Genomic DNA, 22244 nt, shown 5'->3' on the forward strand with positions numbered 1-22244 from the left:
TCGCCGCCTGCCGCGCCCTCGGCGTCGAACCCGCCTCCTGCGTGGCCGTCGAGGACACCCGGACCGGTGTCTCCTCGGCTGAGGCGGCGGGCTGCGCGGTACTCGCGGTGCCGTCGCTCGCCCCGATCGCCGCCGCGCCGGGCCGCACGGTCCGGGAGAGCCTGGAGGACGTGACCCCGGCCGGACTGCGCGACATGATCACCACCCGCGAGGCGCCTGAAGCGTCAGGCCCTTCTGACCTGCCCGGCCCTTCTGACCGGCCCGGGCCGTCCGACCTGCCCGGCTCGTCCGACCCGCGTGAGCTTCGCGTCATGAGCTGGAACCTCTGGTACGGCGGCACCAAGGTCCATCACCACCGCGAGAAGCAGCTCAAGATCATCCTGGCGTCCGGCGTCGACGTGGTCGGCCTCCAGGAGACGTACGGCACCGCCGCCCGGGAACTCGCCGAAGCGCTGGGCTGGGAGTACCACCAGGCGGGCGAGAACCTCGGCGTCATCAGCCGGTATCCGATCACCGGCCGGCTGGGCGCCGCGGACCCCGGCTTCTACGGGGGGACCGGGGTACGCGTCACGCTCGGCGCGGACCAGGACGTCGTCCTGTGGAGCGCCCACCTCGACTACACGCCGTACGGCCCGTACGAGGCGTCCTTCGACGGGCTCGCCGCGCCCGAACTGGCGGCCCACGAGTCCGTACGGCTGGAGCAGATGCGGGACATCCTGGCCGCGATGGCCCCGGACCTGGCGGCCCGCGACACCACTCCGGTCCTCCTGGTCGGCGACTTCAACGCGCCCTCCCACCTGGACCGGGACGACTCCGAGTGGCCCGTGACCAGGGCCGCGGAGGAGGCCGGCCTGCGCGACTCCTACCGGGAGGCGCACCCCGACCCGGTCCGGAGCCCCGGCCACACCTGGTCGCCGGTCCACACGGAGCACGAGGACGGCAGCGGCCGTCCGGAGCCGCAGGACCGGATCGACTACGTCCTGTACGCGGGCGCCGGGCTCAGGGTTCTCGACTCCCGGACCCTCGTCACCGGCACTCCGCGCACCTGGCCCGACGTCGAGGACAACGACTGGCCGTCGGACCACGCGGCGGTGATCACGACATTCTCGCTGGGCCGGGTGGTCCGTTCGGACTAGCATTTCTGTCATGACCTGGCGACATTGATCCACCAGCCGTGCCTCCCGAGGGGCCCGAGGACCGCCTCGGACGCCGTATCTCCGGCGTCCGAACTGTCCCTGCGGTCCCTGCGGGAAGGCCTCATGACTCTCTCACCTGCGCGTGTGCCCGGCACCGGCCCTGGCTCCGGCCCCGCCGTCCGGCGGCTGACGGCCACGCTGTACGGCTACGCGTTCCTCGACGACTTCGTCCTGCTCTACCCGGTGTACGCCCTGCTGTTCAGCGACACGGGGCTCACCGTCTGGCAGATCTCCTCGCTGTTCTGTTTGTGGTCGCTGACCGGTGTCCTGCTGGAGATCCCGTCCGGCGCCTGGGCCGACGCCGTCTCGCGGCGCCTGCTGCTGTGGTTCGGACCGCTGCTCACGGCCGCCGGATTCACCCTGTGGGTGCTCGCCCCGTCGTACTGGGCCTTCGCCCTCGGCTTCGTCCTCTGGGGCGCCAAGGGAGCGCTCGGCTCCGGCGCGCTGGAGGCGCTGGTCTACGAGGAACTGGACCGCCTCGGCGCGGCAGACCGGTACGGGGCCGTCATGGGCCGGGCCCGCGCGGCCGGGCTCGTCGCCGTGATGGCGGCGATGCCGCTGACCGGGCCGGTGTACGCGTTCGGCGGCTACCCGGCCGTCGGGCTCGCCAGTGTGCTGGCCTGCCTCCTGACGGCGGCCATCGCGACACGGTTCCCGGAGCACCGGGAACCGGCCGACGGACCTGGTGAGGGAGTGGACGACGGACCTGGCGACGCGCCTGGCGGCGGCTGGACCCGGACGCTGCGGGCCGGGCTCGCCGAGGCCCGTGGCGACCGGTCCGTCCGCGGCGCCCTGCTGCTCGTCCCGGCCGTCACCGCCGTGTGGGGCGCCCTCGACGAGTACACACCGCTGCTCGTCCGCGACACGGGCGTCGCGGAGAGCGCCGTCCCGAACTGGCTGTTGCTGATCTGGGCGGGGGCGACGGTCGGCGGGCTGCTCGCGGGCGCGGGCCGGCGGCTGGGCACGGGCGGGTTCGCCGGGCTGCTCGCGGTCTCCGCGGTGGCACTGGCCGCGGGGGCGTGGGTGCGGACCCCGGCCGGCATCGGGCTTGTGGCGCTCGCCTTCTGCGGTTTCCAGCTGGCGAGCGTGCTGGCCGACGCCCGGCTCCAGGACCGGATCGGCGGTACCGGCCGGGCCACCCTCACCTCGGTGGCCGGGGTGGGCACCGACCTGACCACCATCGCCGTGTACGGCGCCTACGGGGTGATCGGGTCGGCGACCACGCACGGCGCCGCCTTCGCCCTGTTCGCGGTGCCCTACCTGGTGACTGCCGTGGTGCTGGCGGCTGCGAGGAAGGGGGCCGCAGCGAAGAAGGCGGCCCGCGCCGCTAGAACTTCGGGTTCCAGGGCACGACCGTGAAGTCACCCGTGCCCTTCTTGACCTTCTCGAAGGGCGCGGAGCCGACGCACTTGGGCAGGTCCTTCGTCTCGACGGGGTTTCCGACAGAGGCCCAGCTGTACCCGAGCCGGTCCAGCCGTCCGGTGTCGTGGACGGTGATGCCGACCCGCTTGCCCTTGGCGCCCGGCAGGTCGGAGTCGGTGACGACACCGGAGACGACAGCCACCTTGCCACCGGTGAGGAGGCAGTCCACCTCGGCCTTCGCCCAGGCACCGTCGCCGCCGGCGTAGTGGCTCCACTCGAAGGTGCCGGTGGCCTTCAGCGGATCGTCGTTGTCCTTCGCCGCCAGATGCGCGTCGAAGGAGAACGTGATGTCGTCCCCGGCCGACCGGTACAGCTTCGCCGTGCCGGTGAGTGCGGCGGCCTCACGCTGCCGCTCACCGGACGCGGCGGCCCCGGCGGCCCCGGCGGCCCCGGCGGCCCCGGTGGCCCCGGTGGCCCCGGTGGTCACGAGCAGAGCGGCACCGAGCCCGAGCGCGGCGGTCTTCGTACGGCGGTTCATGTCGGCCCTTTCGTGGTTCATTCGGTGGTTCATTCGGTGGTTCGACGGCGGGTGATTGACAGCACTCACTGTCCCGGCGCCGAGGCCGCGCCACATCGCGCCGCAGGCTGCACCGCGCCTCCGCCGCCCGGCGGGGGAGTGCACCCCTGACCTGCGCCCCTGGGAGGACGGGCACTCATGCCAGAGGCGCGCATGCCGGGGGCCTCACGGCAGGGGCGCGCGCCAGGGCGCGCAACGAATCGCCGCCGTACCGCCGACGGACGCAACGATTCGTTCACCGGCGCGCAACGGCTCCTCCTTGTCCGCCCGAGCCCGCCGCCCGTACCGTCTACGTGGCCCCCACAACCACCCTTCCGTCCGGTGAGGAACACGCATGCGCACCGCCCTGCTCCAGAGCTCCGGCCGTCCCGGCTCGGTCGTCGAGAACCTCAAGGTCCTCGACGAGGCCGCGGGCCGGGCCGCCGCCGCGGGCGCCGGGCTCCTCGCCGCCCCGGAGATGTTCCTGACCGGCTACGCGATCGGCGCCGACGTGCACCGGCTCGCCGAGCCCGCCGACGGCGACTCCGCGGACGAGATCGCCGAGATCGCCTCCCGGCACGGCGTGGCCATCGCCTACGGCTACCCGGAGCGCGCGGCCGAGCTGGTCTTCAACTCGGCCCAGCTGATCTCCGCCGACGGCACGCGCCTCGCCAACTACCGCAAGACGCACCTCTTCGGCTGCTTCGAGCAGGAGTGGTTCACCGCGGGCGACGAGCCGGTCGTGCAGGCCGAGCTCGACGGCCTCCGCGTCGGCCTGATGATCTGCTATGACGTGGAGTTCCCGGAGAACGTCCGCGCGCACGCCCTCGCCGGCACCGACTTCCTCGTGGTGCCCACGGCCCAGATGCACCCGTTCCAGTTCGTCGCCGAGTCCGTCGTACCGGTGCGCGCCTTCGAGAACCAGATGTACGTCGCGTACGTCAACAGGGTCGGAACGGAAGGGGAGTTCGAGTTCGTCGGGCTCTCCACGCTGGCCGGCCCCGACGGGGGCGCCCGGGCTCGCGCGGGCCGCGGCGAGGAACTCGTCCTCGGTGACGTGGACCCCGCCCTCCTCGCCGCCTCGCGCGAGGCCAACCCGTATCTGAGGGACCGCCGCCCCGGCCTCTACGGGTCCCTCGTCTGACATCCCCCGACGTCTGACGCCTCCAGCCTCACCCGTCCCACCCGCCTCACCCCAGCTTTCCCCGCAAGGAGTCCGTACCCCATGACGTCCACGGTGCCCCCCGCCGTCCCGCACACCGACGCGCAGCCGCCGATCACCATGTTCGGCCCGGACTTCCCGTACGCGTACGACGACTTCCTCGCGCACCCCGCGGGCCTGGGCCAGATACCGGCGACCGAGCTCGGCACCGAGGTCGCCGTCATCGGCGGCGGCCTGTCCGGCATCGTGGCCGCGTACGAGCTGATGAAGATGGGCCTCAAGCCCGTCGTGTACGAGGCCGACAAGATCGGCGGACGGCTGCGGACGGTCGGCTTCGACGGCTGCGACCCCTCCCTCACCGCCGAGATGGGGGCGATGCGCTTCCCGCCCTCCTCCACGGCGCTCCAGCACTACATCGACCTGGTGGGACTGCGGACCGAGCCGTTCCCCAACCCCCTTGCCGAGGCGACCCCTTCGACCGTGGTCGACCTCAAGGGCGAGTCCCACTACGCGACCAGCGTCGACGACCTGCCGCAGGTCTACCGCGACGTGATGAACGCGTGGAACGCCTGCCTCGAAGAGGGCGCCGACTTCTCCGACATGAACCAGGCCATGCGCGAGCGCGACGTGCCGCGCATCCGCGAGATCTGGGCGAAGCTCGTCGAGAAGCTCGACAACCAGACCTTCTACGGCTTCCTCTGCGAGTCGGAGTCCTTCAAGTCCTTCCGGCACCGCGAGATCTTCGGCCAGGTCGGCTTCGGCACCGGAGGCTGGGACACCGACTTCCCGAACTCCATCCTGGAGATCCTGCGCGTCGTCTACACCGAGGCCGACGACCACCACCGCGGCATCGTCGGCGGCAGCCAGCAGCTCCCGCTGCGCCTGTGGGAGCGTGAGCCGCAGAAGATCGTGCACTGGGCGTACGGAACGTCGCTCGCCACCCTCCACGACGGGGCCCCGCGGCCCGCCGTGACCCGCCTCAACCGCACGGCCGGCAACGGGATCACGGTCACCGACGCCTCCGGCGACATCCGTACGTACCGGGCGGCGATCTTCACCGCCCAGTCCTGGATGCTGCTGTCCAAGGTCGCCTGCGACGACGCGCTCTTCCCGATCGACCACTGGACGGCGATCGAGCGCACCCACTACATGGAGTCGAGCAAGCTCTTCGTGCCTGTCGACCGGCCGTTCTGGCTCGACAAGGACGAGGAAACGGGCCGTGACGTCATGTCGATGACGCTCACCGACCGGATGACGCGCGGCACCTACCTCCTCGACGACGGTCCGGACAAGCCCGCCGTCATCTGCCTCTCCTACACCTGGTGCGACGACAGCCTGAAGTGGCTGCCGCTGTCCGCGAACGAGCGGATGGAGGTCATGCTGAAGTCGCTCGGCGAGATCTACCCGAAGGTCGACATCAGGAAGCACATCATCGGCAACCCGGTGACCGTGTCCTGGGAGAACGAGCCCTACTTCATGGGCGCGTTCAAGGCCAACCTGCCCGGCCACTACCGCTACCAGCGGCGCCTGTTCACCCACTTCATGCAGGACCGGCTCCCCGAGGACAAGCGGGGCATCTTCCTCGCGGGCGACGACATCTCCTGGACGGCCGGCTGGGCCGAGGGCGCCGTACAGACCGCCCTCAACGCGGTCTGGGGCGTCATGCACCACTTCGGCGGCGGGACGGACCCGGCCAACCCGGGGCCGGGCGACGTATACGAGGAGATCGCCCCGGTGGAGCTCCCCGAGGACTGAGCCGAGCCCCTGAAGAGGCGCGGAGCTGTAGCGATCTGCGGCTCCGCCGCGGGGCGCGACCAGCCCCCACCGGCCCGCAGACAGATCACCGCGCTCCCAGCGGAGTGCTCAACGGCGTAAGCAGGCAACGGCCGACCAGGCCGACCCCCGTGTCGAGCCGCTCCACGAACTCCTCGGCCAGGTCGGGGAGTTCCCGCAGCGCCCACACCGCCCGGGCCGCGGACCACGCCGCGTCCCGCGCCCGGTCCAGGCTCCACGCGCCGAGCAGATGGGTCAGCGGATCGGCGATCTGGAGGAGATCGGGGCCCGGCATCAGATCTTCGCGGATCCGCTCCTCCAACGAGACGAGGACGTCACCCACGCGATCGAACGCGTCCTCCAGCTCGGCCGGTTCGCAGCCGAGCGTACGACAGGTGTCCACGACCGCGAGCGCCAGATCGTGCCCGATGTGCGCATTGATGCCCGCGAGGGCGAACTGCAGCGGACGTACTCCGGGATGGCGCCGGAGCTGGAAGAGGGGCCGCCAGCAGGCGGGCGGGCGGCGCTCGTCCGCCACCGCCTCGACGGCGTCCAGATAGCGCTCCGCGAACCGCACGTCCAGCGTGATCGCGGCGCGGGCATCGGTGAAGTGCCCTGTCTCCAGGCGCCGGTCGACCTCCTCGGTGACGGCGAGGTAGACACGGTTGAAGACCGCGACACCGTCCCGCTCGGGCCAGGCCGCACCGAGCGCACGCATCCGGTGCACCACCGCGTCGACGCTGTGCACGCGAGCTGTGAACTGTTCCAACGGCACCATGGGGGCAGGGTCCCAGGCCTACGCTGTGCCGAGGGCCGCCGGGCCGAGCGCTTCCCCAGAACGGGGGAACACGCGGGACCCGACGGAGGGGGGAGCACCACGTGTCAGGGCAACGTGCCCATTGCCTGGCCGCACGCAGGGCCGAGCGCAGGCGCGCCGCCCGGCGCGGCGCCATGGTCGCCGTGGCGTCCGCGGTCGTCGTGGTCGGCACCGTGACGGGGATGATGTCCGCGTTCGACGACGGCCGCGGCAGCGACGAGGCGCGCCCCGACGTCACCAGCTCACCGCTCCTGCAGCCGCTGCCCGGCGTGCCCACGCCGTCGCCCTCGAAGACGTCCGCCTCACCGTCTCCGTCGTCCTCCCCGTCCAAGGCGAAGCCGAGCCCGAAGCCCTCGAAGAGCGCGTCGACGAAGCCGAGGACGGAGCCCGTGTCCGTGCAGCTGTACCGCCACCCCGAGTCCCAGGTCCTCGACTGGGTCCGCGACCACCGCGACGACCCGCGCCGCCCGCTCATCGAGTCCCGGATAGCCGACCGCCCGGCCGCGGTGTGGTTCGCGGACTACACGCCGTCGAACATCACCGCCCGCGTGAGGGCGGTCACTTCGGCCGGTTCGGCGAAGGACAGGGTCCCGGTCGTCGTCCCGTACGCGATATCGAACCGCGACTGCGGAGGAGCCTCGCAGGGCGGTGCGCCGGACCTCGGGGCGTACGACGGGTGGATCGACAAGTTCGCGGCGGGCCTCGGTTCCGAGGAGGTCATCGTGGTCCTGGAGCCGGATGCGATCGCCCAGTCCGACTGTCTGTCCGAGGGCGACCGGGCCGCCCGTTTCGCCTCGCTGGCCCGTGCGGGACGCGTCCTCAAGGCGGCGAACCCGAAGGCGCGGGTCTACTTCGACGCGGGCCACTCCGACTGGAACACCCCGGAGAAGCAGGCCGGGCTGCTGCGCCGGGCCGGTGCCGCGTCCGCCGCCTCCTCGGACGGCATCTTCAGCAACGTCTCCAACTTCAACCGGACCGGCGACGAGATCTCGTACGTCCGACGGACCCTCGACGCCCTCGGCGGCCCCGCGAGCCTGGGCGCCGTCATCGACACCAGCCGCAACGGCAACGGGCCCCCGGCCGACGGCGAGTGGTGCGACCCCGCGGGCCGCAAGCTCGGACAGGCGCCGACCATGAGCACCGGAGAGGCACGGATCGACGCCTACCTGTGGGTGAAGCTGCCCGGCGAGTCCGACGGCTGCAAGGGCGCGCCCGGGACGTTCACCCCGGACTACGCCTACGACTTGGCGCGCTGATCCGACCCCGGATCCGACCCCGGATCCGACCCCGGGTCCGCTCCCGCGGCCGATGAGTCGTCGTACGAGGACGTGCCCTCGTCGAGCAGCGGCTCCTGCGACTTGAGGTGCGCCGGGGCCATCGCCCGCAGCGCGTGGTAGCCGATGATGACGACGAGCGTGCCGAGCGCGATGCCGCTCAGCGAGAACGTGTCGGTGAACTCCAGCGTGACGTTGCCGACGCCGATGATGATGCCCGCCGCGGCCGGCACCAGGTTCAGCGGATTGCGCAGGTCCACCCCGGCGTTGAGCCAGATCTGCGCGCCCAGCAGGCCGATCATGCCGTACAGGATGACCGTGATCCCGCCGAGCACACCGCCCGGGATGGCGGCCACGATCGCGCCGAACTTCGGACAGAGGCCGAAGAGCAGCGCGAAGCCGGCGGCGGCCCAGTAGGCGGCCGTCGAGTAGACACGCGTCGCGGCCATCACGCCGATGTTCTCGGAGTACGTGGTGTTGGGCGGGCCGCCCACGGCGGTGGAGAGCATCGAGCCGACGCCGTCCGCGGAGATCGCCGTGCCCAGCTTGTCGTCGAGCGGGTCGCCGGTCATCTCGCCGACCGCCTTCACATGGCCCGCGTTCTCGGCGACCAGCGCGATGACGACGGGCAGCGCCACGAGGATCGCCGACCACTCGAAGGACGGGCCGTGGAAGTCCGGCAGCCCGATCCAGTCGGCCCGGCCCACGGCGGACAGGTCGAGCCGCCAGTGGTCGGTGAGCTTGCCGCTCGCGTCGACCGAGTGGATCCGCCCGAAGACGCGGTCGAAGACCCAGGAGATCCCGTACCCGAAGACCAGCCCGAGGAAGATCGCGATCCGTGACCAGAAACCGCGCAGGCACACCACGGCCAGAGCGGTGAACACCATCACGAGCAGCGCCGTCCACTGGTCCTGCGGCCAGTACGTGGAGGCGGTGACCGGCGCCAGGTTGAAGCCGATCAGCATCACGACCGCGCCCGTGACGATCGGCGGCATAGCGGCGTGGATGATTCGCGCCCCGAACCGCTGCACCGCGAGACCGACGAGGAACAGCGCGACCCCGACCACGAAGACGGCACCCGTCACGGTGGCGCTGGTGCCGCCCTGCGCGCGGATCACCGCCGCGACGCCCACGAAGGACAGCGAGCAGCCCAGATAGCTGGGCACCCGGCCCCGGGTCGCGAGCAGGAAGATCACCGTCGCGACGCCCGACATCATGATCGCGAGGTTCGGGTCCAGACCCATCAGGACCGGCGCGACGAAGGACGCCCCGAACATCGCCACCACATGCTGGGCGCCGAGCCCGGCCGTACGCGGCCACGACAGCCGTTCGTCGGGGCGGACGACCGCCCCCGGCGCGGGCGTGCGCCCGTCACCGTGCAGCTTCCAGCGCACGCCGAGGTCCATGGTGGGGTTCCGCTTTCTCTGTACGTCGAGATCTTGACGTCGATGGACCGACGTCAAGATCCGTAAGTGAAGATCAGCGCCATGGTAGGGCGGGGCGGGAAGAGCGACCGGTTCAGGGGCGGCGATCCGGAACCGGCGCGTCCGCCGGGCTGACCTTCCCGCCCGCGGTGCGGCCACTGGCACGCAGTACGTTCGCGAACGAGGCGAGGCCGAGGGTCAGCACCGTCACGAGTACGAAGGACGTCACCAGGCTCGTCGCGTCCGCCACGGCCCCGATCGCGGACGGCGCGATCAGACCGGAGGTGTACGTGATGGTGGCGACGCCCGCGATGGCCTGGGACGGGTTGGGGCCGCTGCGACCGGCCGCCGCGAAGCAGAGCGGGACGACGACGGCGATGCCGAGGCCCAGCAGGGCGAAGCCGGCCATGGCCATCGGGGCGTTCTGGGCGACCACGACGAGCAGTGCGCCGAGGGTCGCGAGGGCGCCGCTGACCCGTACCGTACGGACCGGGCCGAAGCGGTCCACCACCGCGTCGCCGGCGAACCGCGCGATCGCCATGGTGAGCGTGAAGCCCGTCGTGGAGGCTGCCGCGACCCCGGCCGAGCTGTCCAGGACGTCCCGCAGATACACCGCCGACCAGTCCAGGCTCGCCCCCTCCGCGAACACCGCGCAGAAGCCGATCGCGCCGATGAGCAGCGCCGACTTAGGAGGCAGCGCGAAGCGCGGGGGCGGTTCCTCGTCCTCGGTGGGACGCAGATCCAGCACCCACTGGCAGGCGGCCACGCCGATCAGCGTGAGCGCCACGGCGGCGAGCGCGTGGTGCAGACGCGCGTCCGAGCCCAGATGGGCGGCGACGGTACCGGCCGCCGAGCCGACCAGGGCGCCCGCGCTCCACATCCCGTGCAGCCCGGACATGATCGACTTGTCGAGAAGGCTCTCGATCTCGACACCCAGGGCGTTCATCGCCACATCGGCCATGCCCGCCGTCGCGCCGTAGACGAAGAGGGCCATGCACAGGGTGACCAGGTTCGGCGCCAGTGCCGGGAGGGTGAGCGCGAGCGTCCACAGCGCTATCAGGCCGCGCAGGGCCGCGCGGGCGCCGAAGCGATGGCTGACGCTGCCCGCGAGCGGCATCGCGACGGACGCGCCGATCGCCGGGAACGCGAGCGCCAGGCCGAGCTGGCCCGCGCTCACGGAGGCGTGGTCCTGGATCCACGGCACGCGGGTCGCGAACGAACCGGTGACGGCACCGTGGACGGCGAACACCGTCGCCACGGCGTACCGGGAGCGCTTCACCTCACGCTGGTCGTAGACCACTTCACCCATTTTCCCGGCCCCTCCCTGTCCTCGCCCCACTGTGCCGCCGTAAACTATCAGGCACCCTGCCTGATAGATAGACGGTATTGGGCCCTGCCGCCCCGGCGCCCCCGATCTGGAAGGATCCCGGCATGCCCGCATCACCGAGCACCGCCCGGGCCATCAACGACCGGCTCGCCCTGCGCCTCCTCCAGCAGGAAGGCCCTTTGACGGCAGGGCAGTTGAAACAGCTCACCGGCCTGTCCCGGCCCTCCGTCGCAGACCTGGTGGAACGCCTCGCCGCGGCCGGACTCATAGGCGTCGTGGGGGAGTCGGGCGAACAGCGACGCGGCCCGAACGCCCGGCTGTACGGGATCGTCGCCGACCGCGCCCACCTGGCCGCACTGGACGTACGGACCGAGGGCGTGGCCGTCCTCGTGTCGGACCTGCTGGGCTCGGTGCTGGCCGAGGCGTCGGTGCCGATCGGCGACGGCACGGACACCGGGCCCGCCGTCGAGCAGGCGGTCACCCTGGTCGAACGTACGGCCAAGGAGGCGGGCGTCGAGCGGCTGCACACCATCGGCGTCGGAGCCCCCGGGCTGATCGACCCCTCCACCGGCGAACTCCGCGACTCCTCGGGCCTGCCCGAATGGCACCGCCGCCTCGCCGCGGCGTTGCAGGAGCGACTCCCGGCGCGCGTCCTGGTGGAGAACGAGACCAACCTCGCCGCGCTGGCCGAGCAGCGCGACGGGGCCGCTCAGGATCGCGACACCTTCGTCCTGCTCTGGCTCGGCCACGGCATCGGCGCGGCCGTCGTCCTCGACGGCGCCCTGCGCCGGGGTGCCTCCGGCGGTACGGGCGAGATCGGCTTCCTGCCGGTGCCGGGAACGAGCGCCATGCCGTCCGCGACGGACTGCGAGGGCGGCTTCCACTCCCTCGCGGGCGCCGCCGCGATCACCGAACTGGCGGGGCGCTACGGGATCGTGGCGCCCGCCGCACCGCACGAACCGTATGCGGCGGCGCTGGTGCGGGAGGCCGTGGCGCGGGTCGAGGCCGACGCCGGGGACCCCCTGGCCTCGGGCTTCCTCGACATGCTCGCCGAACGCGTCGCCCTCGGTGCCGCGTCCGTCGTCGCCGTTCTGGACCCGGGGTGCCTGGTCCTTGCCGGCGAGATCGGCGGGGCGGGCGGCGAGGTGCTGGCCGCCCGCGTCCAGGACCGGGTCGGCCGAATGTCGCCGCTGCCCACCGAGGTGCGGGCCGGCACCCTGGGCGGCGGCGCCGTGCTCCGCGGGGCGCTGCTGATGGCGCGGGACGGGGCCCAGGACGAGCTGTTCGCGCCTCCGGAGAGGTGACGCCCGCCTCCGGAGGGGCGGCGCCCGGTTCCCGAGAGGTGGCGGGCGGAACGGTCGATGTCCGGGAAACGGAGACCCGGCGGCGGGGCAAGGGCCTCCGTCACCGCCGCCGGGTCGTTCTGGGGGCGGGCCGGCGAACGCGGAGCCCGTAAAGGCGTCGGTGAACGCAGACCCTAAAGAGGACTAGACCAAAGCGTCAATAGGTATGGACCAATAGTAAGCTGCTGTGTCTGAAAGGTAGTTGGTCCGCCACGAGTGTCCCGTGAAGTCCATCGGCACACCCTGTGAGGCAGCCCACAACATTCGCCCGCATGGGCGTCGATCAGGCGTGGCACACTGAGTCTGTACCAGAAGCAGCGCACTCCGGGGTCGGTGAAAGTCCGAACCGGCGGTTACAGTCCGCGACCCGGTCGCTTCCAGCGGCCGGTTGACCAGGTGAAATTCCTGGACCGACGGTTAAAGTCCGGATGGGAGGCAGTGCGCGGCGGGCGGGCATTCGTGCGCGCCGCCGTCTGTTTCGACGTGTTCTACGGGCACGTCCTACGCGGCGTCGCCCCCGGTGTTCCCGTTCGTTTCACATCTGTCGTCATCGACAGGCCCCGGAGTCCGTGCCCTATGAGGCAGGAGGACCCGGGAAGTGTTCACCGGAATCGTTGAAGAGCTGGGTGAAGTCACCGCCGTCGAGAACCTCGGCGACGCCTCACGTTTCCGACTCCGTGGCCCTGTGGTCACCGAAGGTGCACGCCACGGGGACTCCATCGCCGTCAACGGCGTATGTCTGACGGTCGTCGAGCACGAGGGCGACGAGTTCACCGCCGACGTGATGGCGGAGACCCTGGACCGCTCCAGCCTCGGCGTCCTCGCCGCAGGCTCCCGCGTCAACCTCGAACGCCCCATGGCGGTGGGCGAGCGCCTCGGCGGGCACATCGTGCAGGGCCATGTGGACGGCACGGGCGAGGTCATCGAGCGCAAGCCGTCCGAGAACTGGGAGATCGTGAAGATCTCCCTCCCCGCGGACCTCACGCGCTATGTCGTCGAGAAGGGCTCCATCACCGTCGACGGCATCAGCCTGACCGTCGTCGAGGCGGGCCCCGACTTCTTCACCGTCAGCCTCATCCCGACCACCCTCGACCTGACCACCCTCGGCCTCAAGCAGCCCGGCGACCCGGTCAACCTTGAGGTCGACGTGATCGCCAAGTACGTCGAGCGGCTGCTCGGCGCACGGGGAGAGCAGTCGGCCGCGCTGCCCGGCACCCAGGGAGCGACGCCGTGAACTGGCTCAACTCCGAGGCGTTCACGCTCTTCGGCCAGCACATCAAGTGGGCCGACATGATCGGCAACGTGATCGGTCTCATCGGCCTCGCCCTCGGCTGGCGGCGGTCCATCTGGACCTGGCCCGTCCAGTTCCTGTCCGGCGCCATCCTCCTCGTGGCGTTCGCCACCGCCCACCTGTCCGGCAGCGCCGGGAAGCAGCTGGTGGTCATGGCCGTCGCGCTGTGGGGCTGGTGGCAGTGGAACCGCGGCAAGGGCGGCGCGCAGGACGGCTCCATCGCCGTCCGCTTCGCCACCTGGCGCGAGCGCGGGTACCTCCTCGGTGCCGCGGCCGTCGGCACCCTCGCGGTCGGCAGCCTGTTCACCGCGTACCCGACGTTGTCCTGGGACCCCTGGCCGGACGCGTACATCTTCGTCGGCACGGTCGTCGCGATGTACGCCCAGGCGCGCGGCATGGTCGAGTTCTGGTTCGCCTGGCTGCTCGTCGACCTGGTGGGCGTGCCACTGAACTTCGCCAACGGCTTCGCATTCTCCGGATTCGTCTACATCATCTACGGCGCGCTCGTCCTGTGGGGCATGCGCGACTGGTGGCTGCGCTCCCGCAAGGCCGGGCAGCCCTTCCTGGAAGGAGCCCCGGCATGACAACCGCGCCGGTTTGGTACAGCACAGGCCACGATCAGGACGCCTCGGACTTCGCGCTCGACCCCGTGGAGCAGGCCATCGCCGACATCGCGGCGGGCCGCCCGGTGGTGGTCGTCGACGACGAGGACCGGGAGAACGAGGGCGACCTCGTCATCGCCGCCGAGAAGGCGACCCCCGAGATCATCGCCTTCATGATGAGCGAGTGCCGCGGTCTGATCTGCGCACCCATGGAGGGTGACGAGCTCGACCGCCTCCGGCTCCCGCAGATGGTCGAGAACAACACCGAGTCGATGCGCACCGCGTTCACGGTCTCCGTCGACGCGGGACCCGCGTACGGCGTGACCACCGGCATCTCCGCCGCCGACCGCGCCACCACGCTCCAGCTGCTGGCCGGCGGCGAGGCGCAGGCGAGCGACCTCGTGCGCCCGGGCCACATCTTCCCGCTGCGCGCCAAGCCCGGCGGCGTCCTGACCCGCAACGGCCACACCGAGGCCGCCGTCGACCTCGCCCGGCTCGCGGGGCTGCGCCCGGCCGGCGCCATCGTCGAGATCGCGGGCGAGGACGGCAGGATGCTGCGGCTGCCCGAGCTGATCCCGTTCGCCCGCAAGCACGGCCTGACGATCATCTCCATCGAGGACCTGATCGCCTACCGCCGCACCGCCGAGCCCACCGTCCGCCGCGAGGCCGAGACCCAACTGCCCACCGCCTTCGGTGAGTTCACGGCATTCGGCTACCGCTCCATCGTGGACGGCGTCGAGCACGTCGCCCTCGTGCACGGCGAGATCGGCGACGGCGAGGACGTCCTCGTCCGCGTCCACTCCGAATGCCTCACCGGCGACATCTTCCACTCGCTGCGCTGCGACTGCGGCCCCCAGCTCGAAGCCTCCCTGGAGCGCATCCAGGCCGAGGGCCGCGGCATCGTCGTCTACCTCCGCGGCCACGAGGGGCGCGGCATCGGGCTCCTGTCCAAGCTTCGCGCGTACGAACTGCAGGAGCAGGGTCACGACACCCTCGACGCCAACCTGGAGCTCGGCCTGCCCGCCGACGCCCGGGACTACGCGGCAGGGGCGCAGATCCTGGAGGACCTCGGCGTGCGCAGCCTGCGCCTGATGACCAACAACCCCGAGAAGACCGACGCGCTCGTCCGCCACGGCCTCAAGGTCAACCACCGCGAGCCGATGCCCGTACAGGCGGGCGAGCACAACCTCCGGTATCTGCGCACCAAGCGGGACCGGATGGGGCACGACCTGCCCTGGCTGGACACGACCACCGTGTCCGCCTGCGGCAACCAGTAACGGAAAAGTACGAGGAGACACACACGTGAGCGGCAAGGGTGCACCCGAACTGTCCGTACGCAACTGCAGCGACCTCAGGGTCGCCGTCATCGCGGCGCAGTGGCACGAGAAGGTGATGGACGGTCTCGTCGACGGCGCACTGCGCGCCCTGCACGAGCTGGGAATCGACGAGCCGACCCTCCTGAGGGTCCCCGGCAGCTTCGAGCTGCCGGTCGTCGCGAAGGTCCTCGCGGGCCGCGGGTACGACGCGATCGTCGCGCTCGGCGTCGTCATCCGCGGCGGCACCCCCCACTTCGAGTACGTGTGCCAGGGCGTCACCCAGGGCCTCACCCAGGTCTCGATCGACACCGGAGTGCCCATCGGCTTCGGCGTGCTGACCTGCGACACCGAGGAACAGGCCCTGGACCGCGCGGGCATCGAGGGCTCGAACGAGGACAAGGGGCACGAGGCGGTGACGGCCGCCGTGGCGACGGCGGCCACCCTCCGCTCAGTATCCGAACCCTGGCGCTGAGCGAACGGCGGTTGCGCGTAGGGTGGGCAGCACCATGTCCAAGAAGACTTTCGAGGAGCTCTTCACCGAGCTCCAGCACAAGGCCGCCACCGGCGACCCCGCCACTTCCCGCACCGCAGAGCTGGTCGGCAAGGGAGTCCATGCCATCGGCAAGAAGGTCGTCGAAGAGGCCGCCGAGGTCTGGATGGCCGCCGAGTACGAGGGCAAGGAAGCCGCCGCCGAGGAGATCTCGCAGCTGCTCTACCACGTCCAGGTGATGATGGTCGCCCGCGGAATCTCGCTGGACGACGTGTACGCCCACCTGTAAGTCTCCAGGTTCCACGCAAACCCGTAGAAACCCGTCACGCAAAGGAAGCCGACCTCATGCTGCGCATCGCCGTCCCCAACAAGGGTTCCCTGTCAGGCCCCGCGGGGGAGATGCTGCATGAGGCCGGCTACCAGCAGCGCAGGGAGGCCAAGGAGCTCCGGATCGTCGACCCGGAGAACGAGGTCGAGTTCTTCTACCTCCGCCCCCGCGACATCGCGATCTACGTCTCCTCCGGCAAGCTCGACATCGGCATCACCGGCCGCGACCTGCTGATCGACTCCGGCGCCAACGCGGAGCCCATCCTTCCGCTCGGCTTCGCCCGCTCCACCTTCCGCTTCGCCGGCAAGCCCGGCACGGCGGCAGGCCTCGCAGACCTCGCCGGCAAGACCGTGGCCACTTCGTACGAGGGCATCGTCGCCAAGTACCTCGCCGACCACGGCGTCGACGCGTCCGTCGTCCACCTCGACGGCGCCGTCGAGACGGCCATCGAGCTCGGTGTCGCCGAGGTCATCGCGGACGTCGTCGAGACCGGCACCTCGCTGCGCAACGCGGGCCTCGAGGTCTTCGGCGACCCGATCATGAAGTCCGAGGCCGTCGTCATCCGCCGCACCGGCGCGGAGGCCACCGGGGCCACCGAGGAGACAGAGCCCAAGGTGCAGCAGTTCCTGCGCCGCCTCCAGGGCGTCCTCGTCGCGCGGACCTACGTGATGATGGACTACGACTGCCGCGTCGAGCAGCTGGAGAAGGCTGTAGCCCTCACCCCCGGCCTGGAGTCGCCGACCGTCTCGCCGCTGCACAACGAGGGCTGGGTCGCCGTGCGCGCCATGGTCCCGAGCAAGGAAGCCCAGCGGATCATGGACGACCTCTACGACATCGGCGCGCGGGCCATCCTGACCACGGCCATCCACGCCTGCCGCCTCTGAGGACCGCCCGCCATGTCCGACACACCAGAGCTGCCCGCTCTTCCGGTCACCTTCCGGCCGGGCCGCACCCGAGCCGTCCTGCTGACCGCCGGCGCCACGATCTTCGTGGTCATCACCACAGTCGCGATGCTGCTGGAGAAGCTCAGCCCGGGGGAGCGCACCAGCTTCGTCTTCACCGCGGCCCTGCTCTTCGGGGTGCTCGTACTGCTCTCGCGGCCGAAAGTCGTCGCCGACGAGTCCGGCGTGACCGTCGTGAACATCGCCGGCCGCCGGAAGCTGGCCTGGGCGGAGATCCTGCAGGTCAACCTGCGCCCGGGCGACCCGTGGGTGTTCCTGAACCTCAGTGACGGCACCAGCCTGGCCGCGCTCGGCATCCAGCCGGGCATCGCCAAGCAGCACGCGATCCGCGACGCCCGTGCGCTGCGGGCCCTCGCCGAAGCCCACTCCGTCCACGAGCCCGACGGACCGCAGGAAGACGAGCACGACGAACATCACGCCTGACTCTCGGCCTTCCACCCTGCCGTACGGGCCCATGTCTTGATTAATCTGTTGGCGGAGGCGTTTTCGTTGCGCCTCCGCCGCTGCCTTCCCACCCGGGATCCAGAGGCCCCCTGCTATTTCGAGGAGTGACTCCCTCCAGCGATGGACGGATCGTCCTGTAGTACCTGCGCCGCCCCCTCCCGACATATCGAGGCGGCGGCATGACCATCCCCCTGCTGCTCCTCGGAGCGGCGTTCCTGTTGATCCTCGCCAACGGCTTCTTCGTGGCGGCCGAGTTCGGCCTCGTCACGGTGGAGCGCCCCGACGCCGAGAAGGCCGCCGCCGAGGGCGACCGACGGGCCCGTACGGTCGTCAACTCGCTCAAGGAGCTGTCCTTCCAGCTCTCCGGCACCCAGCTCGGCATCACCATCACCTCGCTCGTCGTCGGCATGCTCGCCGAACCGGCGCTCGCCGAGCTGCTGAACGGCCCCATCACCGCGGTCGGCATCCCCGAGGGCGCCGTGTCCGGTGTCGCCGTGGTCGTCGGCATGCTGCTGGCCTCGGCCGTGCAGATGGTGATCGGCGAGCTCGTGCCCAAGAACTGGGCGGTCTCCAGGCCCATGCAGGTCGCGCGGTTCGTCGCGGGCCCGCAGCACGCCTTCTCGACCGTGTTCCGGCCGGTGATCTCGGGGCTGAACTCCGTGGCCAACCGGCTCGTCCGCACCCTGGGCGTCGAGCCCACCGCGGAGCTGGCCTCCGCCCGCACCCCCGGCGAGCTGGTCTCGCTGGCCCGGCACTCGGCCCAGGCAGGCGCCCTGGAGCAGGACACCGCCGACCTGTTCGTCCGTACGCTCTCGCTGGCCGACCTCACCGCGCAGCACGTCATGACCCCGCGCGTGAAGGTCAGCGCCCTCCAGTCCTCCGCGACCGCCGAGGACGTCGTGAACCTCACCCGCGCCACCGGACTGTCCCGCTTCCCCGTCTACCGGGAGCGGATCGACGAGATCGTCGGCATGGTGCACCTCAAGGACGCCCTTGCGGTGCCCTCGCAGGACCGGCTGCGCACGCCCGTCACCAGGATCGCCCAGGCCCCGCTGCTCGTCCCGGAGACGCTGCCCGTGCAGCCCCTTCTGGAGCGGCTGCGCAACGAACAGCCCATCGCCGTCGTCGTCGACGAGTACGGCGGCACGGCCGGCGTGGTCACCCTGGAGGACATCGTCGAGGAACTCGTCGGAGAGGTCCGCGACGAGCACGACGGCCATGACGTCCCGGAACTCGCCACCGCACCGGCCGAGGACGGCCGGCCCGCCTGGGACGCCGACGGCAGCTGCCGCGTCGACATCCTCCAGCGCATAGGCCTGGACGTCCCCGAGGGCCCGTACGAGACGGTCGCCGGCCTCGTCGCCGATCTGCTCGGCCGGATCCCCGCACCCGGTGACAAGGCGGAGCTGCCCGGCTGGCGCCTCTCCGTGCGCCAGGTCGGGCACTACCGGGCCGAGCGGGTCCGGCTGGTCAGGACCGCCGGTGCCGCCGCCTCCGCTTCCGTGGTGGAGGCCGTCCGATGAGCGTGCTCCAACTCCTGTTCGCGGGCCTGCTCGTGCTCGCCAACGGCTTCTTCGTCGGCGCCGAGTTCGCGCTGGTCTCCGTCCGCCGCAGCCAGATCGAACCGCTCGGCACCGCACGGGCCCGCCAGGTCATGTACGGCCTGGAGAACCTGCCGCAGATGATGGCCGCCGCGCAGTTCGGCATCACGGTCTGCTCGCTGACGCTCGGCGCGGTCGCCGAGCCCACCGTCGCGCACCTCCTGGAGCCGGTGTTCCACGCCGTGCACCTGCCCGAGGGCATGATCCACCCGCTCGGGTACGTCATAGCCCTCGCCGCGGTCGTCTTCCTGCACCTCGTCGTCGGCGAGATGCTCCCGAAGAACCTGGCGATGGCCGCCCCCGAGAAGACCGCGCTGTGGCTCAGCCCCGGCCTGGTCGCCTTCGCCCGGCTCTGCAAGCCGGTGACCCTGGGCCTCGGTGCCTGCGCCCGCGTCATCCTGCGGCTCTTCCACGTCGAGCCCAAGGACGAGGTCGAGGCGGTCTTCACCAGCGAGCAGCTCAACCGGCTCGTCGAGGACGCGGGACAGGCGGGCCTGCTCGACCCCGAGGAGCAGGAGCGCCTCGAAGACGCTCTGGAGCTGGGCTCCCGCCCGGTCACCGACGTGCTCCTGGACAGCGAGTCCCTGGTGACCGTCGGCCCCTCGGTCACCCCGGGCCAGGTCGTCGCCCTCACGGCCCGCACGGGGTACTCCCGATTCCCGGTGGCCGCCGAGAACGGCGCCTTCATGGGCTATCTGCACGTGAAGGACGTACTCGACCTGGAGGAGTCCGAGCGGGCCGTGCCGCAGCAGGTCTGGCGCCCCATGACGACCCTCGGGGCAGAGCTCCCGCTGGACGACGCCCTGACCGTGATGCGCCGCGCCGCGACGCACCTCGCCCAGGTCGCCGACGCATCAGGACGCGTGCTCGGCCTGGTCGCCCTGGAGGACGTACTGGAACTGCTGGTCGGCGAGGTCCGCGACCCGGCACACCGGGAGACTCCGGCCGTACGGGTCGGCGAGCCGCGCAAGGAGACGGCGGATCCGGCCCCGGGCCAGGAGACGGCGGAGCAGGCACTGGCCAGCTGACGCAGGCGACCCGCGCCCCTGTCTTCAGGGGCGCGGGTCTGTGACATCTGCGGCTCCGCCGCGACTCACATCGGTGAGGGATCCTGCGGACCCCGCCCCGACAACACCTCGCCGTACGCCTGCATGAGATCGGCCAGCCGCAACGTGGACAGGTCGTCCCGGGTGAGGTGCCCCGGGTACACCGAAAGCCGCAGATCGCGATACGCGCAGCTCTTCTCGTACAGCGTCCGCAGGAACCGCCCGTTGCCGAGCTCGTCGATCCAGCCCTGGTCGACGACGTGCCCGCTGATGGAGCGCAGCTCGTCGAGCGCCTCCTCGTCCCACACGTCACCGTTCTCCGCGGCCAGCACCTCACCGATCGAGGTGAGTTCGAGCGGACGGTACGAGGGGAAGTCGACGCGGGTCGTGAAGCGGGACGAGAGCCCCGGGTTGGCGGCCAGCAGGCGGTCCATGCCCTCGGGATAGCCGGCGAGGATCACGACCAGGTGGTCGCGGTTGTCCTCGGCCCGCTTCAGCAGGACCTGGAGCGCCTCGTCGCCGTACGCGTCGCCCTTGCCATAGCCGGAGTTGGAGAGCGAGTAGGCCTCGTCGACGAAGAGGACGCCGCCGATCGCGGAGTCGATCAGTTCGTTGGCCTTCACGGCGGTCTGGCCGAGGTACTCGCCCACCAGGTCGGCGCGTTGGGCCTCGACGAGATGGTCGCCGCCGAGCAGGCCGAGCGCGTAGAAGACCCGGCCGAGGATCCGCGCCACGGTCGTCTTGCCGGTGCCGGAGGGGCCCGAGAAGACGAAGTGCCGTTTCGGAGGCTGGACCGGCAGGCCCTGCCCTGCCCGCAGCCGCGCCATGTTCAACTGCGCGGACAGCGCCTTCACCTGGCGCTTGACCGGTTCGAGGCCGACCATGCGCTCCAGCTCCAGGAGCGCCTCTTCGAGCAGTGCCGGATCGGTGGGCCCGGTCGGCAGATGCGGCGGACGCACCGGCACGATGGCCTTCTCGCGGACCCGGTCCGCCTCGGAGGGCAGCGCGCCCGGCGGCGGCAGTTCGGGCTCCGAGAGCTTGAGGTCACGGCCCTCGCCGCCGAACAGCGGGTCGACGCCGTCCGGGCCGTCCAGGATGTCCTGCCCGACCCCGGTGAGCGTGATCGCCGCGAGGTCGGCCGTGTCGTCGTACCCGTCGCCCTCGGAGATCGCCGCGAGCCGTGCGGAGGTGTCCATGAAGGCCGGGTCGACCCGGTGGACCGCCCGGTAGAGGGGCAGCGCCGCGGCGGAGCGGCCCGTGCCCTCGTGCGCCCGCGCCAGCCAGTACCGCAGCTCCTTGCGCTGCGGCTGCTCGCTGCGGCAGCGCATCAGCGCGGACGACAGCAGCGGCTCGGCCTGCCCGAACATCTCCAGACGTACCCGGGCCATGCCGCCGAAGAGACCCGCCTCGATGCCCAGCATCGGATCGTCGATCAGCGGATCCGTGTGCCGGACCAACTGCTCCCAGTCCTTGACGAGATACGCCCGGCAGGCGTGCAGGAACCGCACCTGCGGGTCCGCGTCCACGGGCGGCAGGCTCGCGAGCGCCCGGTCCAGCTCCGGGACATGACGTCCGTCGAGCCAGTGCGAGGCGTGCGCGAGCAGCAGATCTCGCGGTGATTCCAGGACCGGCTGCACCCACCAGCCCAGCCAGTACCAGGAGTTGAGCGTCCGCCGGTGGCGGGAGCGCTGTTCCCCGAAGCGATCCCGGTGCCGGAACATGCGCAGCAGCGCCGTCGTCGTGTCGATGCGCAGCGCGTGCAGCCCGAGCCAGCCGTCGGCCATTCCCGGATCCATCCGGACCGCGGCGCGGAATTCCTCCTCCGCCTGCGGATAGGCCCCCATCGTGTAGGCGTCCACACCTCGCAGCCAGGCGAGGTCGGCCGGGGCCTCGGGGCCCTGCGTGCCGAAGTCCATCACGTCCCCCACAA

20 protein-coding genes and 1 riboswitch are annotated in these 22244 nt (G+C 71.3%); of the genes, 15 read left to right on the forward strand and 5 right to left on the reverse strand.

What is annotated here, in order from left to right; genetic code table 11:
- Together AOK17_RS30045 and AOK17_RS30050 are read left to right on the forward strand one after the other, a co-directional pair.
- Window positions 1–1136, forward strand: a 1136-nt coding sequence (locus tag AOK17_RS30045) for an endonuclease/exonuclease/phosphatase family protein (protein WP_055615716.1), incomplete at its 5' end; no start/stop codon positions are given.
- 123 nt (window positions 1137–1259) lie between these two features.
- Window positions 1260–2555 (forward strand): MFS transporter, encoded by a 1296-nt coding sequence (locus AOK17_RS30050; RefSeq protein ID WP_055615717.1) that lies wholly within the window; start codon window positions 1260–1262, stop codon window positions 2553–2555.
- Here the strand turns inward: AOK17_RS30050 and AOK17_RS30055 are convergent.
- A complete protein-coding gene (locus AOK17_RS30055; protein WP_206190856.1) occupies window positions 2524–3096 on the reverse strand; it encodes a Repetin in 573 nt (190 codons plus the stop codon). The two genes, AOK17_RS30050 and AOK17_RS30055, sit on opposite strands and share 32 nt — an antisense overlap.
- Before the next feature lie 373 nt (window positions 3097–3469).
- On the opposite strand from AOK17_RS30055, the gene AOK17_RS30060 reads away from it, so the two are divergent.
- Window positions 3470–4258, forward strand: a complete 789-nt coding sequence (locus AOK17_RS30060; protein ID WP_055615719.1) for a carbon-nitrogen hydrolase family protein — start codon at window positions 3470–3472, stop codon at window positions 4256–4258.
- Window positions 4259–4339: 81 nt separating this feature from the next.
- The gene (locus AOK17_RS30065) at window positions 4340–6031 is read left to right on the forward strand and encodes a flavin monoamine oxidase family protein (protein WP_055615720.1); all 1692 of its coding nucleotides are present in this window, start codon (window positions 4340–4342) and stop codon (window positions 6029–6031) included.
- Between the two features lie 85 nt (window positions 6032–6116).
- Here AOK17_RS30065 and AOK17_RS30070 read toward each other — a convergent pair whose 3' ends face one another.
- Window positions 6117–6827: a DUF5995 family protein gene (locus tag AOK17_RS30070; RefSeq protein WP_055615721.1), complete on the reverse strand. Its 711-nt coding sequence runs from the start codon at window positions 6825–6827 to the stop codon at window positions 6117–6119.
- A gap of 173 nt (window positions 6828–7000) precedes the next feature.
- Between AOK17_RS30070 and AOK17_RS30075 the strand changes: the two genes are divergently transcribed.
- Window positions 7001–8122, forward strand: coding sequence for a glycoside hydrolase family 6 protein (locus tag AOK17_RS30075; RefSeq protein ID WP_055615722.1), 1122 nt, complete (start codon window positions 7001–7003; stop codon window positions 8120–8122).
- On the opposite strand, the gene AOK17_RS30080 is transcribed toward AOK17_RS30075, so the two are convergent.
- Both AOK17_RS30080 and AOK17_RS30085 read right to left on the reverse strand, forming a co-directional pair.
- Complete coding sequence (locus tag AOK17_RS30080) at window positions 8104–9546, reverse strand: uracil-xanthine permease family protein (RefSeq protein WP_055615723.1); 1443 nt, start codon at window positions 9544–9546, stop codon at window positions 8104–8106. The genes AOK17_RS30075 and AOK17_RS30080 overlap by 19 nt on opposite strands.
- Window positions 9547–9658: 112 nt before the next feature.
- Entirely contained in the window at window positions 9659–10873 is a 1215-nt protein-coding gene (locus AOK17_RS30085; RefSeq protein WP_055615724.1) for an MFS transporter, read from the reverse strand.
- A 122-nt stretch (window positions 10874–10995) separates the two neighbouring features.
- Here AOK17_RS30085 and AOK17_RS30090 point away from each other — a divergent pair, with 122 nt between their 5' ends.
- The 10 genes from AOK17_RS30090 (at window position 10996) to AOK17_RS30135 (ending at window position 20296) form a co-directional block, all read left to right on the forward strand.
- Window positions 10996–12195, forward strand: a complete 1200-nt coding sequence (locus AOK17_RS30090; RefSeq protein ID WP_055615725.1) for an ROK family transcriptional regulator — start codon at window positions 10996–10998, stop codon at window positions 12193–12195.
- Window positions 12196–12549: 354 nt separating this feature from the next.
- A riboswitch (FMN riboswitch) is annotated at window positions 12550–12680 on the forward strand.
- A 152-nt stretch (window positions 12681–12832) separates the two neighbouring features.
- Window positions 12833–13468: a riboflavin synthase gene (locus AOK17_RS30095; RefSeq protein ID WP_055615726.1), complete on the forward strand. Its 636-nt coding sequence runs from the start codon at window positions 12833–12835 to the stop codon at window positions 13466–13468.
- A complete protein-coding gene (locus AOK17_RS30100; RefSeq protein WP_055615727.1) occupies window positions 13465–14109 on the forward strand; it encodes a nicotinamide mononucleotide transporter family protein in 645 nt (214 codons plus the stop codon). The genes AOK17_RS30095 and AOK17_RS30100 overlap by 4 nt, the downstream gene beginning before the upstream one ends.
- A complete protein-coding gene (locus tag AOK17_RS30105; protein WP_055615728.1) occupies window positions 14106–15404 on the forward strand; it encodes a bifunctional 3,4-dihydroxy-2-butanone-4-phosphate synthase/GTP cyclohydrolase II in 1299 nt (432 codons plus the stop codon). Before AOK17_RS30100 ends, AOK17_RS30105 begins: the two co-directional genes overlap by 4 nt.
- A gap of 25 nt (window positions 15405–15429) precedes the next feature.
- Complete coding sequence (gene ribH / locus AOK17_RS30110; protein ID WP_055615729.1) at window positions 15430–15915, forward strand: 6,7-dimethyl-8-ribityllumazine synthase; 486 nt, start codon at window positions 15430–15432, stop codon at window positions 15913–15915.
- A gap of 34 nt (window positions 15916–15949) precedes the next feature.
- Window positions 15950–16222 carry a phosphoribosyl-ATP diphosphatase gene (locus AOK17_RS30115; protein WP_026249121.1) on the forward strand — a complete coding sequence of 91 codons (273 nt, stop codon included), beginning with the start codon at window positions 15950–15952 and terminating at the stop codon, window positions 16220–16222.
- Window positions 16223–16278: 56 nt separating this feature from the next.
- Window positions 16279–17145: an ATP phosphoribosyltransferase gene (gene hisG / locus AOK17_RS30120; protein WP_055615730.1), complete on the forward strand. Its 867-nt coding sequence runs from the start codon at window positions 16279–16281 to the stop codon at window positions 17143–17145.
- A gap of 12 nt (window positions 17146–17157) precedes the next feature.
- Window positions 17158–17646, forward strand: coding sequence for a PH domain-containing protein (locus tag AOK17_RS30125; protein ID WP_055615731.1), 489 nt, complete (start codon window positions 17158–17160; stop codon window positions 17644–17646).
- Window positions 17647–17846: 200 nt separating this feature from the next.
- Complete coding sequence (locus AOK17_RS30130) at window positions 17847–19190, forward strand: hemolysin family protein (protein ID WP_055615732.1); 1344 nt, start codon at window positions 17847–17849, stop codon at window positions 19188–19190.
- Window positions 19187–20296: a hemolysin family protein gene (locus AOK17_RS30135; protein WP_055615733.1), complete on the forward strand. Its 1110-nt coding sequence runs from the start codon at window positions 19187–19189 to the stop codon at window positions 20294–20296. Before AOK17_RS30130 ends, AOK17_RS30135 begins: the two co-directional genes overlap by 4 nt.
- 65 nt (window positions 20297–20361) lie before the next feature.
- On the opposite strand, the gene AOK17_RS30140 is transcribed toward AOK17_RS30135, so the two are convergent.
- On the reverse strand, window positions 20362–22230 hold the full coding sequence (locus AOK17_RS30140) for an AAA family ATPase (RefSeq protein ID WP_055615734.1): 1869 nt from the start codon (window positions 22228–22230) through the stop codon (window positions 20362–20364).
- Window positions 22231–22244 lie beyond the last annotated feature (14 nt).

The sequence above is a fragment of the Streptomyces phaeochromogenes genome (genome assembly GCF_001418655.1).
Lineage (GTDB): Bacteria > Actinomycetota > Actinomycetes > Streptomycetales > Streptomycetaceae > Streptomyces > Streptomyces phaeochromogenes.

Coding starts and splice junctions, on each gene's coding strand:
- AOK17_RS30050 (WP_055615717.1), top strand. CDS start 1,260: ATGACTCTCTCACCTGCGCGTGTGCCCGGCACCGGCCCTGGCTCCGGC.
- AOK17_RS30055 (WP_206190856.1), bottom strand. CDS start 3,096: ATGAACCGCCGTACGAAGACCGCCGCGCTCGGGCTCGGTGCCGCTCTG.
- AOK17_RS30060 (WP_055615719.1), top strand. CDS start 3,470: ATGCGCACCGCCCTGCTCCAGAGCTCCGGCCGTCCCGGCTCGGTCGTC.
- AOK17_RS30065 (WP_055615720.1), top strand. CDS start 4,340: ATGACGTCCACGGTGCCCCCCGCCGTCCCGCACACCGACGCGCAGCCG.
- AOK17_RS30070 (WP_055615721.1), bottom strand. CDS start 6,827: ATGGTGCCGTTGGAACAGTTCACAGCTCGCGTGCACAGCGTCGACGCG.
- AOK17_RS30075 (WP_055615722.1), top strand. CDS start 7,001: ATGGTCGCCGTGGCGTCCGCGGTCGTCGTGGTCGGCACCGTGACGGGG.
- AOK17_RS30080 (WP_055615723.1), bottom strand. CDS start 9,546: ATGGACCTCGGCGTGCGCTGGAAGCTGCACGGTGACGGGCGCACGCCC.
- AOK17_RS30085 (WP_055615724.1), bottom strand. CDS start 10,873: ATGGGTGAAGTGGTCTACGACCAGCGTGAGGTGAAGCGCTCCCGGTAC.
- AOK17_RS30090 (WP_055615725.1), top strand. CDS start 10,996: ATGCCCGCATCACCGAGCACCGCCCGGGCCATCAACGACCGGCTCGCC.
- AOK17_RS30105 (WP_055615728.1), top strand. CDS start 14,106: ATGACAACCGCGCCGGTTTGGTACAGCACAGGCCACGATCAGGACGCC.
- AOK17_RS30115 (WP_026249121.1), top strand. CDS start 15,950: ATGTCCAAGAAGACTTTCGAGGAGCTCTTCACCGAGCTCCAGCACAAG.
- hisG (WP_055615730.1), top strand. CDS start 16,279: ATGCTGCGCATCGCCGTCCCCAACAAGGGTTCCCTGTCAGGCCCCGCG.
- AOK17_RS30125 (WP_055615731.1), top strand. CDS start 17,158: ATGTCCGACACACCAGAGCTGCCCGCTCTTCCGGTCACCTTCCGGCCG.
- AOK17_RS30130 (WP_055615732.1), top strand. CDS start 17,847: ATGACCATCCCCCTGCTGCTCCTCGGAGCGGCGTTCCTGTTGATCCTC.
- AOK17_RS30135 (WP_055615733.1), top strand. CDS start 19,187: ATGAGCGTGCTCCAACTCCTGTTCGCGGGCCTGCTCGTGCTCGCCAAC.
- AOK17_RS30140 (WP_055615734.1), bottom strand. CDS start 22,230: ATGGACTTCGGCACGCAGGGCCCCGAGGCCCCGGCCGACCTCGCCTGG.